Below are 14,316 nucleotides of genomic sequence, written 5' to 3'. Positions count from 1 at the left end.
ACGGCCGATGCGATCCAGAACAACGTACCGCTGCGCCCTGGCGCTCCTGCTCGGGCTCGCCGCCGGGCCCGCCCTCGCGCAGAGCACGGGCTACGTCACCGGCTTCCCGGGCAAGGATCCCGCCGGCGACGAGGAGATCGGCTGGGGGCCGGCCTACCGGCCGGAGACGAGCTTCGCCCAGCCCGGCACGCCGCCGACCCCCGGCGCGATCGCGGGTCGCGCCTACCGTGCCCGGACCGGGCACGGCGTCTACGACCAGGTGCAGGGCGACGGTCCGTACCGGGGCCGCTAGTGCCGCTTCCGCTCGGATCGCGGCGGGGGCGATGGTCGGTCCGGTGCCGAGCGGGGCGCGGGTCCCGTCTCCCGCACGGGAGAGATGGCGCACGGCGCGTCTGCCTCGACCGGAATCGCGTCCTTCCAAACCGTCGCGATGCGGTCGGGAACGGCGCTAGCGCCGCCGCAGGGCCCGCCTCGCGGCCGCCCGCGCGTCCCGCTCGAACCGTGCGAGCCGGAGGCGCCGCTCCAGCGCGATCACCTGCCGACCGGGCGGGACGGCGATGATCTCGGCGACCGGAACCCGGTCGCGGTAGAGACCTTCCAGGGCCGATCCCTCCGACGTCGCCGAGTCGAGCCGGTCGGCGAAGGCGGTCTCGTGGCAGGCGCGCACGATCTCGGCTTCCAGCAGCAGGCCCGGGGCGTGGCTGCGCAGGTCCTCGTCGTAGGCGGTCTTCAGCAGGGTCGCGGTGCCGCCGTGGACCAGGGCGAGGCTGACGGCGACCGGCCGGCCGTCGAGGGTCAGCGCGTCGGCCCGGACGCCGACCGGACCCGGAGCCGCTGTGAACAGCGCCCGGGCCAGCGCGGCGCTCTCGGGCCGGCAGGCCATGGCGGTGCCGGCCCGCCCCTTCCACCCGGCGCGCTCCAGGTCGAGGAAGGAAGTCACGAGGCGGGCGAGGTCGGCGCCGGCCGTGGCGCACGCGTGGGCGACGATTCCGGCCTCCGCCAGGCGGCGCGCCCGGCGGCGCAGATCCTTGAAGCGCGCCCGATCGGGGTGATCGGCGAGGAACGCCGCGTGATCGGCGCGCCGGTCCATGACCGGGCGGTCGAAGCCCGCCACCGTGCCGATGGCCCAGCCGCGCGCGCGCATCGCCGCCAGCATCTCCGGTACGGCGCCCTCCCCGGTCGGCAGCAGCGGCCAGCGCCAGGCGGATCCGCCGGCGGCGGCTTCGAGGCCGGCCACCAGGGCAAGCGCGTGGGCGGCCCGGTCCGGGCCGTCGGCGATCAGGGGCGCCGTGGCGGTCACGTAGGGCGAGAGGAAGGGCCGCAGGATCCGGCCACCGAGTCCCGACAGGTCCCGGGCCGTCCGGTACGGCAGCAGCGCGACCAGCCGGCCGCCCTCGCGGACCGTGACGTAGCGGAGGGCCGCCGGCAGCAGCCCGGCGGCCCGATGGGCCTCGATGACGTGCCGCGAGAAATGCGGGTGCGGCGCGGCGCTCGCCGCGACCAGCGCGTCCCAGGCCTCCGGCTCCGGCGCGTCGCCGAGGGTGATCGCGCCTCCGGACGGCGCGCGGGGGGGGCTCGCCGGGATCATCGGACGGTCCCGGCGGCCCAGACCGGCGTCGGCAGCCCGTGGATCCGCCCCGCGGCCCGGGCCAGGAGGCCGGCCCGGCCCACGCTCGCCACCGCCACCGCCACGGCCGCGCCGAGGGTCCCGAGGGCCGGGACCAGGGCGAGGCACAGGCCGGCGGCGGCGAGGAGGCTCCCCGCCGTGATGCCGGCGCAGAGCCGCTCTCCGCCCAGCATGGTCAGGAGATCCTCGCCCGGACCGAACAGGCTCGCCCCGACGCTGCCGGCGATCAGGATGCACAGGATCGGGACGCTGCCGCCGAGCCCCGGTCCGAACATGGCCAGCAGCAGGGGGCTGACGGCCAGGATCGCGCCGCCGACCACGAGCGTCGCGGCCGCCGTCAGGCGGCCCTGGCGCCGGACCAGCTCGGCGAGGAGGAAGCGGTTGGCCCGCGCCTGGGCGGCGCTGTAGCGCTGGAGCGTCGCCGCGCTGACCGCGTAGTGGACGAACACGACGAACTGCTGGATGCGCGTCGCCGCGAAGTAGACCCCGACCTCCGCCGGACTCACCAGGGCGCCGAGCACGACCACGTCGACGAAGGTGAAGCCGGCATTGGCGAGGTCGATCGCGGCGATCGGCAGGCCCGTGCCGAGCCACGTGCGCCACCGGTAGCGGTGCGGCCCGGGCGGCAGGTCCCGCCGGAGCCGGGCGGCGAGCAGGCCGGCCTGCAGGGCGGTCGCCACGGCGGCGGCGATCAGCATGCAGGCCATCGCGACCTCGGCCCGGGGCGGCGCGCCGAGCAGGATCGCCGCGACCATGCAGGCCATCATCAGGGTCTGGCGCAGGAGGTAGGGCGGCGCGATGGCGAGCCCGACCCAGTTCTGGCTGCGCGCCACGCCCTCGAGGTAATCCTGGAGCGCGAACAGCGGCATCACGCAGAGCGCGACCACGATCGGTGCCCGGTAGGCGGGGGCGAACAGGTCGGGCTCGAGCGCGAGCAGCGCCGCGCCGAGGCAGGCGACGGCGAGCGCGGCGCCGCCGGTCACCAGGGCGCCGGCCCGGATGTAGCCCCGCGCGAGGTCGAGGTCGCCCTGCGCCTGGTCGCCCGGCACGAACCGGCAGGCGCCCTGCGACAGGCCGAGGGTCAGGGTGTGGCCGAGCATCGCGGTCCAGACCCAGACCGACGCGAAGATCCCGTAGGCGTCCCAGCCCATCAGCCGCGCCGCGAGCACCTGGGCGCCGTAGGCGAAACCGGCCGAGCCGACGCGGATCGCGAAGACCGTCAGGGCAGCCCGCTGCGGACCGCCGCGCAGCGCCCGGAGGTGCCGGAACGCGAGGACAGGGAGGGCCGTGGCTGACACTACGCGCTCCGCGCCGGTCCTGAACTCGGCGGGAGGCCGATCTCTGGCCGTCCGGTCTAGCCCGGGGCGCGTTGCGGCTCGGTTAAGGGCGGCTGGGCCGGGGCCGCCTTCGGCTCCTTGGGCGCCTCCGTCCGCGTCAGCGAGGTGGCGATCGTCAGGGCCACGTGCTCGGCCATGCAGCGCAGGCCGAGGTCGTTGAGCCGGAACTGGCGGCCGAGCATGTGGCCCTCGCCCTTGTCGCTGCGGCGGGACAGGTACTGCAGCGCCTCGTAGCGGCGGACCAGCGGAACGCCCTGCTGGGTCGCGACGCTCCGCACCGCCTCGACGATCCGGTTGTAGTCGACGTCGGCCGCCATGCTGGCCGTGTAGATCGGGTCGACCAGCACCACGTCGATCCCGTGGGACCGCATCCAGCCCACGGCCTCGGTGAGCGCGCTCGCGAAGGCGTCGACGTCGACCCGGGCGATGGCGTCGTGGGTGCCGACCTGCCAGACGACGAGGTCGGGCTCGGCCTCGGCCACCATGGTGCGCAGGCGCTCGGCGGCCCCGGAGGCGATCTCGCCCGGCAGGCCGCGGTGGTCGATCACCACGTCGACCTTCGGCAGGGCGTGTTCCAGGGCGGCCTCGAGCTTGGCCGGGTAGGAGGCCGAGGCCCCGGGGGCCGCGCTGCCGCCGATCGCCAGGATCCTGAGGGGACGGTTCTCCGCCAGCGCCGCCTTGACGGCGCCGAGCTGGGCGACGGTGTAGAGCTGCGCGCCGGGGACCCGGCATTCCTGCGACAGGGCCGGATCGTCCGCCGCCGGGACGGCCGCCTGCTCGGCCGCTCCGCCGGCGGTGCCCGACAGCAGCACAGCGGCCAGCGCCGCGGCGAGCCGGGTCCGCGTCATGCGCGGGGTCGCGCCGATCTGCTGCGGCTGCGCCATTCGACGAACCATGCCGTAAACCCCAGCCCGACCAGGCCCGAGCCGGCGACCAGCATATCGATCAGCGCGCCGCCGCCCGTCTGGAAACGCACGAGCTGCCCGATCAGGCTCAGGATCGAGCCCATCGAGAAGACAGCCAGTGAATTCCGGCCCATCTGAGTCAGATAGCCGACGACGCGGCCGATTCGGGGGGCCAGCACTGCGTAAAGCGGTGCAAACGCTAACAATACCCCCAGAAAATGAAGCAGTCGCGCCGGGGTCAGGTAGGTCTTCTCGAACGTGAAGAGCAGGCGCGGCTCCGGAACGAGCATCGGATCCGGGCGGATCTCCGTCACCGCGAGCACGATCCCGAGGAGGACGATGACGACGCCCGCCGGGAACAGGCGCCGCGACCAGCGGCGCAGGGCGTCGGAGCGCAGGTTCCAGCCCTGAAGGACGAAGCCCAGCACCAGCAGGAGCTGCCAGCACAGCGGGTCGAAGAACCAGTCGCCCTCGCCCGGCCAGGACGGCACGTTCCACCCGAAGACGAGGCTCGCGAGATAGAGGCTGACCGACAGCCCCAGGGCCGCGAGGAGGCTGAAGCGGCCGACCAGGACGAAGACCGGCGCGATGCCGATCAGCAGCACGTAGAGCGGCAGGATGTTGAAGTAGCCGAGCTGGTAGGTCAGCAGCGCCATCCCGCAGACCGACTGGATCGGGTCCGCGAAGAAACCGCCGGCGTTGTGCCACTCGAGGATCAGCGGGTTGTCGAGCAGCAGCGCCGCGCCCGCGATGATGGCGAGCGCCAGCAGCATCACGGTGAGCTGCGCCCGGTAGACCTCGACGGTGCGGGCGAGGAGCCGCACCACGCTCCGGCCCGGCGGCTCCGGGGTGCCGTCGCGCCCGCGGGTGGCGATCCCGATCGACCAGCCCGCCAGGAACACGAACAGCTCGGCCGCGTCCGAGATGCCGTACTGCGAGAAGGTGTAGCGCTCGAAGGTGTTGCCCGGGATGTGGTTGATGAAGATCGTGATCAGGGCGAAGCCGCGCCAGAAGTCGATCGCGTTGGGGTCCCGCATCGTCGCGGCGGCTCCGGGTTTCGACGCTTCAGGATGGCGGCGGCGGGAACGCGGCCCCTGATACGGCGCCGCATCGGTTCTGCAAAGGCGAACAAAGGTGGGGATCGCGCGGCCCGATCGAACCGGAGGGTCACACCCGCGTTATGGCCCGGCACGGAGTTCCCGACCGATGATCCGCCCGCTCACGACCCTCGGCCTCGCGCTCGTCCTGCCGCTCCTGGCGGCCACCGCCGCGGCGGCGCAGGCCCAGACCGGCACCGGCGGCAGCCCCGCCTCGACCGCGACGGCGCCGAACACCTCGTCGGTCGGCCGCGTGATGCCGCCGAGCCGCGGGGCCGGCGCGGCGACGCCGGACGACCGGCGCGTGCGCACGCCGCGCGAGGCGAAGAACGACCGGCTCATGCGCGGCATCTGCATCGGCTGCGCCCCCCGCTAGAGGGGCGGCGACCGAGCGCCGCTGGCGGGACTACTTGCCCCGGCGCAGGCGCAGATCGTCCTCGCTCTCGCGGGCGAGGCGCAGCAGGTTCTGCCCGTAGGCGGTCTTGGCGAACATCTCGCCGCGGGCCACGAGCTGGTCGCGGGTGATGAACTTCTGCAGGTAGGCGATCTCCTCCAGGCAGGCCACCTGGAGGCCCTGCCGGTTCTGCAGCGTGCGGACGAACTCGCTCGCCTCGAGCAGGCTGTCGTGGGTCCCGGTGTCGAGCCACGCGTAGCCGCGCGACATGCGCTCCACGTGCAGCTGGCCGCGCTGCAGGTAGGCCTCGTTGACGCTGGTGATCTCCAGCTCGCCGCGGGCCGAGGGCTTCACGTCGGCGGCGATGTCGAGCACCTGGTTGTCGTAGAAGTACAGGCCGGTCACCGCCCAGGTCGATTCCGGGTTCTGCGGCTTCTCGACGATCTTCGTCGGCCGCCCCGACTTGTCGAGGTTGACGACGCCGTAGGCCTGCGGGTTGTCGACGTGGTAGGCGAAGACCGTCGCGCCCTGCTTCCGGCTCGACGCGCGCTCCAGGAGCTCGCCCATGCCGGCGCCGAAGAACAGGTTGTCGCCGAGGATCAGCGCCACGTCGTCGTCGCCCACGAAGTCGCGCCCGATCACGAAGGCCTGGGCGAGGCCCTCCGGCCGCGGCTGCAGGGCGTAGGAGAACTTGAGGCCGAACTGCTCGCCGGTGCCGAACAACCGCTTGTAGTTGTCGAGGTGCTCCGGCGACGAGATGATCAGGATCTCGCGGATGCCGGCGAGCATCAGCACCGAGACCGGGTAGTAGATCATCGGCTTGTCGTAGACCGGCAGGAGCTGCTTGTTGATCGACAGCGTGGCCGGGTGCAGGCGCGTGCCGGATCCGCCGGCCAGGACGATGCCCTTCATGGCTTGGAAACTCCCTCTGAGACCGGCCCGACGAGCCGGTCCAGGATGTCGTCGAGCGCCGCCTGCCAGGGCCGCGGCGCGATGCCGTAGGCGGCCGTGAGGCTGTCGGTGGACAGGCGCGAATTGGCCGGCCGCCGGGCCGGTGTCGGGTAGGCGGAGGTCGGGATGCCCTTGACCGGCACGGCGCGGCCGCCGCGCCGGGCCGAGCCCGCCACGATCGCCTCGGCGAAGCCGCACCACGTGGTGTCGCCCCGGTTCACGCAGTGGAACGTGCCGGCGGGCGCCTCCGGATCCGCCGCCATGGCCTGCGCGATCGTCGCGAGGGCGGCGGCGAGGTCGGCGGCCGAGGTCGGGCAGCCGTGCTGGTCGTTCACCACGGTCAGGGCGTCGCGCTCGGCCGCGAGCCGCAGCATCGTCTTGACGAAGTTGCCCCGGTGCGGGCTCACCACCCAGGCGGTCCGGACGACGGCGTGGCGCGGGTTGCCGGTGCGCACCGCCAGCTCGCCGGCGGCCTTGCTGGCGCCGTAGACGCTCTGCGGGTCGATCGGAGCGTCGGGCGCGTAGGCCCCGTCGGGCTTGGTCCCGGCGAAGACGTAGTCGGTCGAGACGTGCACCAGCGGGATGGATCGGGCCGCCGTGGCGGCCGCCAGGATCGCCGGGGCGAGGGCGTTGAGGCGCCACGCCGCCACCACGTCGGACTCGGCCTTGTCGACCGCCGTGTAGGCGGCGGTGTTGATCACCGCCCAGTAGGCGCGGGCCGCGAGCGCCGCCGCGACGGCGTCCGCGTCGGTGATGTCGAGCTCCGCGCGGCCGGGCGCGTGGACGGTGACGCCGTCCGGCCAAGCCAGGGCCTGCAGCTCGGTGCCGACCTGCCCGGCGCCGCCGAGGACGAGGACGTCCATCAGCCGTTGAGCCCCAGGCGCTCGCCCTTGTAGCGGCCCTCGCGGATCGGGCGCCACCAGCCCTCGTTCCCGAGGTACCACGCCACGGTCTCCTCAAGCGCCTGCTCGAAGGTCTTCTGCGGGTGCCAGCCGAGCTCGGTCTCGGCCTTGGTGCAGTCGATCGCGTAGCGCCGGTCGTGGCCCGGGCGGTCGGCCACGAAGCTGATCAGCTGCTCGTGCGGGGCGCCCTGCGGGCGCAGCCGGTCGAAGGCCGCGCACAGCGCCTTGACCACCGCGAGGTTGTTGCGCACCGCGCGGCCGCCGAGCAGGTAGGTCTCGCCGATCCGCCCGCGCTCCAGCACGGCGACGAGGCCCTTGGCGTGGTCCTCCACGTGGATCCAGTCGCGCTCGTTCAGGCCGTCGCCGTAGACGGGCAGCTTCTTGCCCTCGAGGGCGTTGAGGATCATCAGCGGGATCAGCTTCTCGGGGAAGTGGCGCGGCCCGTAATTGTTCGAGCAGTTGGTCACCAGGACCGGCAGCCCGTAGGTCTCGTGCCAGGCGCGGGCGAGGTGGTCGGAGGCCGCCTTCGAGGCCGAGTAGGGCGAGCGCGGATCGTAGCGGCTCTCCTCCGTGAAGAACGCGTCGGGCGGCAGCGAGCCGTAGACCTCGTCGGTGGAGACGTGGAGGAAGCGGAAGGTCCTCTTCTCGGCCTCCGGCAGGGTCTCGTAATGGCCGCGGGCGCCGTCCAGCATGGTCTGCGTGCCGATCACGTTGGTGCGCACGAAGGCGCCCGGGTCGGTGATCGAGCGGTCGACGTGGCTCTCGGCGGCCAGGTGCATCACCGCCTCGGGCTTGAAGTCCGCGTAGGCCTTCTGCACGGCGGCGCGGTCGCAGATGTCGGCCTCGACCAGGCGATGGCGCGGGTTGTCGGCGAGCGGCGCCAGCGAGACCGGGTTGGCCGCGTAGGTCATCGCGTCGAGGGTGCAGACGTCGTGGCCGAGATCGTTGACGAGGTGCAGCACCAGCGCCGAGCCGATGAAGCCGCAGCCTCCGGTCACCAGGATGCGCATGGCGGATTACCTCTTCGGATCGATCGAGAACTGAGAAAGCCGGGGCAGCCTAAGACCGGCCGTCGTGACAAAATTGCGGCCGGGCCGCGCTCTTCAGAAGACGCGGCCGAGATCGGCGAGCTTGGGCGCCCGGCGATCCTTGTCGGACAGGATCGCCGCCTCTCCCGAGACCGGCCACGGGATCCCGATCGCCGGATCGTTCCAGAACAGCGCGCGGTCGTGCTCGGGGCTGTAGTAGTCGTCGACCTTGTAGGCGACCATCACGTCGGGGGTCAGGGTGCAGAAGCCGTGCGCGAAGCCGTGCGGGATGTAGAGCTGCTCGCCGTTCTCGGCGTCGAGCGTGACGGCGACGTACTTCCCGTAGGTCGGCGAGTCGCTGCGGATGTCGACCGCGACGTCGAGGATCGCGCCCTGCAGCACGCGGATCAGCTTGGCCTGCGCGCGGGGGGCGATCTGGAAGTGCAGGCCGCGGACCGTCCCCTGCGGGGCCGAGAAGGACTGGTTGTCCTGCACGAACGGCGTGGTGATGCCGGCCCGCGCCAGGGTGTCGGCCCGGAAGGTCTCCGAGAACCAGCCCCGCGCGTCGCCGAAGCGCTTCAGGACGATGCGCTTCACGTCGGGGATCTCGGTCTCGATGACGTCCATGCCAGCGCCCTTCTTGCGGATCCCGTCGCGAGGTCCAGCGGACGTCTCCGCGTCGGTCGTTCCGGGTCGCGCGCCCGCCTCGCCGACCACAACCTCGGTGATGCACCGCGACTTCCGGTCATTCGCCGTCCGTGTCAAGGCGTGCCGGCTGCGGTGGCGTTCACGAGAGGGACCGATGACGGGCGGAGCCGGACCCGCTGTGGACGGCCTGCTGCGCGCCCAGCTGGCCGATCCGGCCTGCGCGTGGAGCCTCGGCGGCTACGGCGCCGGCGCCGTCTTCGCGCGGGAGCCCGACGAGCCGGCGTGGCCCCTCGGGGACGAAGCGGTCGGCCTCGTCACGGCCCGCGGCGCGCTCGCGATCCGGGCGTATCCGGATCTCAGGCCGTTCGCCTACGAGACCGGCTTCGCCGACGGCTGGAGCCAGACGGTCGCGCTCTGCCTTCCCGAGGCCGCCTGCGCGATGGGCCGGCGCACCGTTCTGACCGAACTGGGTCCCGACGAGGCGGCAATCCGGCCGGAGGACCGCGCCGCGCGCCTGTTCGATCTCGGCCTCGGTCTGCGCGCCGCGGATGCCTGCCTCCGGACCGCCGATCCCGCGCGGATCGCCCGCTTGCGGGCGCTGGCGGGCCGTCCGCTCCTCGCCGCCGGCGCCGCGGCGATGCCGTCCGCTGTCATCTCGGGCCTGGACCAGATCGTCATCACCCGCATCGGTCGTGTCGAGGTCTTCGCGCCGGAGGCCGATCGGGCGGCCGCGGGGCTCGGGCCGCGGTGCCACGCGCTGCCGCAACTCCTGCGACTCGCACGCACGCACGCGGCCACCGCGCCGATCCCGCCGGGTTGGATCCCCTGCGGGACGCTGCATCCGGCCCATCCCGTGCGGGATGAGGCCGGGCGACCGGTCCCGTTCGATGCCGGGCGCCACGCCGCGTTCGGACGCGTCCTCGACCGATGGGGTGATCCCGCGTTGGTGGCCCTGCGCCGCGCAGTGCTGGACGGCCAGGATCCCGATCCGCCGCGCGCGGGCGGACGGTTCGCGCGCTCGGCGATCCGCGCGGCGCGCGCCCAGCTGAGGGCTGTCGTCAGGTAGTGCCGTCCCCGATCGCGTCCTGACGGTTCGGAGAGACGGCGATCCCGGTCGAGACAACCGCGCCGTAACCCCCTCTCCCGTGCGGGAGAGGGTCGGGGTGAGGGACGAGAAGCTTCAGGATCAGGCGCGCTCTCGGGTTGCCGACAGGCCGCGACTCGTCCGGATGGCCCTGATCCCTCACCCTGTCCCTCTCCCGCACGGGAGAGGGGACCGGCGCCTCGTGCGGCACCGGCTCGGCGATCACGTCGTCCGAACCCGATCCCGGGACCGAATCCGGGCCGCTCAGGGAATGCCGATCATCTTGTGGGTCTGCAGCGAGAGCCGCCAGCGGGCGTCCCGGCGGCAATAGGCGATCGCCGCCTCGGTGCTGGCGGCCCGGTCCGGGCCGTCCATGGGCTGGAGGAAGCGGTGCTGGAAGGCGAGACCCACGAAGGCCGCCGGATCGGCGTCCGCCTGCGGGTAGACGAGCTTCAGCTCGTGGCCGGAAACCTGCGCGAGGGCGTTGCTCCCCTTGGGGCTGACGCAGATCCAGTCGATCCCCGGCGGGGCCGGCAGCGTGCCGTTGGTCTCGATCGCGATCTCGAACCCGGCCGCGTGGACGGCCTCGATCAGCGGCGTGTCGAGCTGCAGCAGCGGCTCGCCGCCGGTGAAGACGACGTAGCGGTTCTCGGCGCCGCCCGCCCAGGTGGCGGCGATCGCGTCGGCGAGGGAGGCCGCGTCCGCGAACCGCCCGCCGCCCTCCCCGTCCATCCCGACGAAGTCGGTGTCGCAGAACCGGCAGGCCGCGGCGGCGCGATCGGCCTCGCGCCCGGACCAGAGGTTGCATCCGGCGAAGCGGCAGAACACGGCGGCACGGCCCGCCTGCGCGCCCTCCCCCTGGAGCGTGTGGAAGATCTCCTTGACCGCGTAAGCCACAACCGTCCCAGTCACCGCCGCGCGCGATCCGGCCCGCGCGCTCGGCCTGCACATAAGCCGTGCCGCGCCCGCGGGCCACCGACAACCGCGCCCTGCAGACCCGCGATGTGATCTCGCCTTGCTCTTGCCACGGTGGGCTCGTTCATGCCGAGATGCAGTCCGGCGACCGCCTCAGGCCGACCGGGTTGCGCCGCTCTCCGGCTGGCCGGCCGGAAATCCGACGCCCCCCGGCGTCGATCCAGGCGATCCTCTGACGAGTCGGGCTCGAATGTCCTCTTCTCTCTACCGACGCCTCACCGTCGGGCTTGCGGCGCTGACGGGTCTGCTCGGGGCGGGCCTGGTCGGGATCGGCGCAGCGAACGCCGTGACCGTGCCGATCCTCGTGGCCGACGTGGATTCCGGCAAGGTCATCTACGCGCAGGCGCCGACCGATCCCTGGTACCCGGCCTCGATCACGAAGCTGATGACGACCTACGTCGCCCTGGACCTCGTCCGGCAGGGCAAGGTCTCGCTCGATTCGATGATCACCATCTCGGCCGCCGCCGCCGCCGAGCCGCCCTCGAAGATGGGCTTCAAGCCGGGGACGCAGCTCACCCTCGACAACGCCCTGAAGATCATCATGGTCAAGTCGGCGAACGACGTCGCCTACGCGATCGGCGAGTCGCTCGGGGGATCCGTCGAGAACTTCGCCGCCCTGATGAACGAGACCGCGCAGCGGATCGGCATGCACGACAGCCGCTGGTACAATCCCAACGGCCTGCCCGACCCGCGCCAGTGGACCTCGGCCCGCGACATGGCGGTCCTCGCCCGGGCGCTGATCCGCGACTTCCCGGATTCCCACGACCTGTTCTCGATCTCGGCGATCCAGTTCGGCCGCGCCGTCATGGCGAACCACAACGGCCTGCTCGGGCGCTATCCCGGCACGGACGGGATGAAGACGGGCTTCATCTGCTCGGGCGGCTTCAACGTCGTGGCGACCGCCACGCGCAACGGCCGGCGGATCGTCACCATCGTGATGGGGCAGCCGAGCCCGCGCGAGCGCGACGTGAAGACCGCCGACCTGTTCGACTACGCCTTCGGCCAGAGCGCCGGCTGGTCGAGCCCCACCCTCGACGCGCTCCCGGCCTCCGCGATCCCGGCGCCCCCGGACATGCGTCCCTTCGTGTGCGGCGGCAAGAAGCCCCCGGCCATCGAGGACGGTCCCGGCGCGCTGAGCGCCCCCGGCTCGGCCGCGCAGCTGATCGGCGGCTCGGCGGCGAACTCGCCGGCCCTGGCGCTCGCCGCGTTCTCCAACCCGGCCCTGCGGGCGCGGTCCCTGCCGCCGCGGGCGCCGCTCCAGCCGATCGCCGTGTGGGTCGGCCGCAACCCGGCCGAGGGCCAGCAGATCCTCGAGGCGCAGGAGGCCGAGCAGAAGGCCGCCGCCGCCAACACCCGCGCCGCCAAGCTCGAGGCCGCCAAGGCCAAGCGCGCGGCGGCCCTGGAGGCGGCCAAGCAGGCGCGCGCGGCGCGCCTGGAGCGGGCCGAGGCCGCGAAGGCCGCCGCCAGGACCGCCCCGAAGGTCGCCGCGAAGCCGGCCCACGGCGTGCCCCGGAACGCCAGCGCCTACACGTCGGACGTCACGCCCGGGATGCCGGAGGCGAAGCCCGGGAAGGGCCTGACCAAGCCGGCGCCGAAGGCGGCCGCCCACAAGCCGGCGCCCGCCAAGGCCGAGACGAAGCCCGAGACGAAGTCCGACAAGGCGGCCGCGAAGGCTCCGGCCAGGAAGCCGGCCGCCAAGAAGGCGGCGGCCGACGAGTAGGCCCGCGCGGGTGTCCGGCCGCCCGCCGCGTTGCCGCGGACGCCGGCACACCCCACTTCGCCGCCTATGTCAGAGTCTTCCGCCCCCACTCCGGACCCGCGCCGCCCGGAGCCGATCCCGCTGACCGTGCTCACCGGCTTCCTCGGAGCCGGGAAGACCACCCTGCTGAACCGGCTGCTGCGCGATCCCGCCCTCGCCGACACGGTGGTGATCGTCAACGAGTTCGGCGAGATCGGCCTGGACCACCTGCTGATCGAGACCGTCGACGAGGACATGATCCTGCTCGGCGCCGGCTGCCTGTGCTGCACGGTGCGCGGCGACCTGATCGCGACCCTCGAGGATCTGCTGCGCAAGCGCGACAACGGCCGGATCCGGCCGTTCCGGCGGGTCGTCATCGAGACGACGGGCCTCGCCGATCCGGCGCCGATCCTGCACGCGCTGATCTACCACCCCTACCTCGTGCTGCGGTACCGCCTCCAGGCCGTGGTGACGGTGGTGGACGCGGCTAACGGCGCCGCGACCCTCGACGCCCATCCGGAGGCCCTGCGGCAGGCCGCGGTCGCCGACCGGATCGTGCTGACCAAGGCCGACCTCGCGGGTGACCTGTCGGGGATCCGCGCGCGCCTGACGGCGCTCAACCCGGCCGCCCCGATCGTCGCCCCGGATGCCCCCGCGGAGACGCTCCTCGGCGGCCTGTTCGGCCTCGACGGCAAGACCGCCGACGTGCGCGCGTGGCTCGGCGACGCGGCGCTGGCGCAGGCGGACCATCACCACGCCGACGTGAACCGCCACGACGCGTCGATCCGGGCGATCTGCCTGACCAGCGCGGCGCCTATCCCGCGCCCCGCCTTCGAGATGTTCATGGATCTCCTGCGCTCCGGCCACGGGCCGAAGCTGCTCCGGCTCAAGGGCCTGGTCGCCCTCGCCGACGATCCCGGGCGTCCCCTCGTCGTCCACGGGGTCCAGCACGTATTCCACGCGCCGGTCACCCTGCCGGAATGGCCGGATCCCGACCACACGTCGCGGCTCGTCCTGATCCTGCGCGATCTCGATCCCGCCTTCGTGCGCCAGCTCTGGGACGCCTTCCTCGGCCGCCCCCGGGTCGACGCGCCGGATGCCGCCGCCCTCACCGACAACCCCCTGGCGATCCCCGGCCCCTGACGCCGGCGGTCGGCACCGTCCTTGAAGCCCTCGACGCGAAGGGCGCCCCGGAGGCGCCGGGTCGTCCCGGATCGGGACGGATCGTCGAGAGGCAGGACAGGCGGATGGTGCGACGCTTCACCGTGATACAGGGCGGGCTGTCCGAGCGGCCGGACCTCGCGGCCGCGCCGGAGCCCGATGCCGACCCCGAGGCCGGGACCTGGCGGGTCGATCTGCGGCGACCCGGCGCGGTCGACGGGGCCTCCGTCGCCGCGTGGCGGGCCCTGCTGGTGCGGAACGCGGTCACCGACCCGCTGCGCGACCCGGACCACCTCCTCCCGCTCGCCCAGCACCGCCCGTCCGGTCGTCCCGTCGCGGTCGCCCTCGCCTGGAGCCGGGACGCGCGCGACGGCCACGAGACCCTGCGCGGCGTCGTCCCGCTGGCGATGCCGCATCCGGTCTGGGGCAGCCGCGCCCGGCCCTGGCAGCCCGCGGAGCCCGACGCGGC

Annotated in this window: 14 protein-coding genes and 1 pseudogene; 6 read left to right on the top strand and 9 right to left on the bottom strand. The window is 73.4% G+C overall.

The features are described 5' to 3' along the window. The first annotated feature begins 7 nt into the window (after positions 1–7). Positions 8–292, top strand: coding sequence for a hypothetical protein (locus tag ME121_RS16380; protein WP_012319339.1), 285 nt, complete (start codon positions 8–10; stop codon positions 290–292). 156 nt (positions 293–448) lie between these two features. On the opposite strand, the gene ME121_RS16375 is transcribed toward ME121_RS16380, so the two are convergent. The 4 genes from ME121_RS16375 to ME121_RS16360 are packed head-to-tail and all read right to left on the bottom strand — an operon-like array spanning position 449 to position 4,906. After that, positions 449–1,588, bottom strand: coding sequence for a GNAT family N-acetyltransferase (locus ME121_RS16375; RefSeq protein ID WP_059409207.1), 1,140 nt, complete (start codon positions 1,586–1,588; stop codon positions 449–451). Beyond that, positions 1,585–2,925 carry a lipopolysaccharide biosynthesis protein gene (locus tag ME121_RS16370; protein WP_059409206.1) on the bottom strand — a complete coding sequence of 447 codons (1,341 nt, stop codon included), beginning with the start codon at positions 2,923–2,925 and terminating at the stop codon, positions 1,585–1,587. The genes ME121_RS16375 and ME121_RS16370 overlap by 4 nt, the downstream gene beginning before the upstream one ends. 56 nt (positions 2,926–2,981) lie before the next feature. Next, positions 2,982–3,812, bottom strand: a complete 831-nt coding sequence (locus ME121_RS16365) for an SGNH/GDSL hydrolase family protein (RefSeq protein WP_245297704.1) — start codon at positions 3,810–3,812, stop codon at positions 2,982–2,984. After that, on the bottom strand, positions 3,809–4,906 hold the full coding sequence (locus ME121_RS16360) for an OpgC family protein (RefSeq protein WP_024830009.1): 1,098 nt from the start codon (positions 4,904–4,906) through the stop codon (positions 3,809–3,811). The genes ME121_RS16365 and ME121_RS16360 overlap by 4 nt, the downstream gene beginning before the upstream one ends. A gap of 169 nt (positions 4,907–5,075) precedes the next feature. Here ME121_RS16360 and ME121_RS16355 point away from each other — a divergent pair, with 169 nt between their 5' ends. Then, the gene (locus ME121_RS16355; RefSeq protein WP_058606866.1) at positions 5,076–5,342 is read left to right on the top strand and encodes a hypothetical protein; all 267 of its coding nucleotides are present in this window, start codon (positions 5,076–5,078) and stop codon (positions 5,340–5,342) included. Positions 5,343–5,372: 30 nt separating this feature from the next. Here ME121_RS16355 and rfbA read toward each other — a convergent pair whose 3' ends face one another. The 4 genes from rfbA to rfbC all read right to left on the bottom strand — a co-directional run bounded on the left by rfbA (position 5,373) and on the right by rfbC (position 8,868). Further along, the gene (rfbA, locus tag ME121_RS16350; RefSeq protein ID WP_024830008.1) at positions 5,373–6,272 is read right to left on the bottom strand and encodes a glucose-1-phosphate thymidylyltransferase RfbA; all 900 of its coding nucleotides are present in this window, start codon (positions 6,270–6,272) and stop codon (positions 5,373–5,375) included. Continuing rightward, a complete protein-coding gene (gene rfbD / locus ME121_RS16345; RefSeq protein WP_059409204.1) occupies positions 6,269–7,174 on the bottom strand; it encodes a dTDP-4-dehydrorhamnose reductase in 906 nt (301 codons plus the stop codon). Before rfbD ends, rfbA begins: the two co-directional genes overlap by 4 nt. After that, complete coding sequence (gene rfbB, locus ME121_RS16340; RefSeq protein WP_059409203.1) at positions 7,174–8,223, bottom strand: dTDP-glucose 4,6-dehydratase; 1,050 nt, start codon at positions 8,221–8,223, stop codon at positions 7,174–7,176. Before rfbB ends, rfbD begins: the two co-directional genes overlap by 1 nt. A gap of 93 nt (positions 8,224–8,316) precedes the next feature. Beyond that, positions 8,317–8,868: a dTDP-4-dehydrorhamnose 3,5-epimerase gene (rfbC, locus tag ME121_RS16335; protein WP_020094104.1), complete on the bottom strand. Its 552-nt coding sequence runs from the start codon at positions 8,866–8,868 to the stop codon at positions 8,317–8,319. Positions 8,869–9,043: 175 nt separating this feature from the next. Between rfbC and ME121_RS16330 the strand changes: the two genes are divergently transcribed. Continuing rightward, a complete protein-coding gene (locus tag ME121_RS16330) occupies positions 9,044–9,955 on the top strand; it encodes a DUF6925 family protein (protein ID WP_053620756.1) in 912 nt (303 codons plus the stop codon). Positions 9,956–10,237: 282 nt separating this feature from the next. Here the strand turns inward: ME121_RS16330 and queE are convergent, their stop codons facing one another. After that, positions 10,238–10,870, bottom strand: a complete 633-nt coding sequence (gene queE, locus ME121_RS16320) for a 7-carboxy-7-deazaguanine synthase (RefSeq protein WP_012319350.1) — start codon at positions 10,868–10,870, stop codon at positions 10,238–10,240. A 268-nt stretch (positions 10,871–11,138) separates the two neighbouring features. Here queE and ME121_RS16315 point away from each other — a divergent pair, with 268 nt between their 5' ends. The 3 genes and pseudogenes from ME121_RS16315 to ME121_RS16305 form a co-directional block, all read left to right on the top strand. Then, complete coding sequence (locus tag ME121_RS16315) at positions 11,139–12,668, top strand: D-alanyl-D-alanine carboxypeptidase family protein (RefSeq protein ID WP_029361358.1); 1,530 nt, start codon at positions 11,139–11,141, stop codon at positions 12,666–12,668. A gap of 66 nt (positions 12,669–12,734) precedes the next feature. Continuing rightward, positions 12,735–13,829: a CobW family GTP-binding protein gene (locus ME121_RS16310; RefSeq protein ID WP_029361357.1), complete on the top strand. Its 1,095-nt coding sequence runs from the start codon at positions 12,735–12,737 to the stop codon at positions 13,827–13,829. Positions 13,830–13,933: 104 nt separating this feature from the next. Next, a pseudogene (locus tag ME121_RS16305) lies at positions 13,934–14,316 on the top strand (hypothetical protein); the annotation flags it as partial.

It is taken from the genome of Methylobacterium sp. ME121 (genome assembly GCF_000974725.1).
Lineage (GTDB): Bacteria > Pseudomonadota > Alphaproteobacteria > Rhizobiales > Beijerinckiaceae > Methylobacterium > Methylobacterium radiotolerans.
This window is presented reverse-complemented; position numbering and strand designations above follow the sequence as displayed.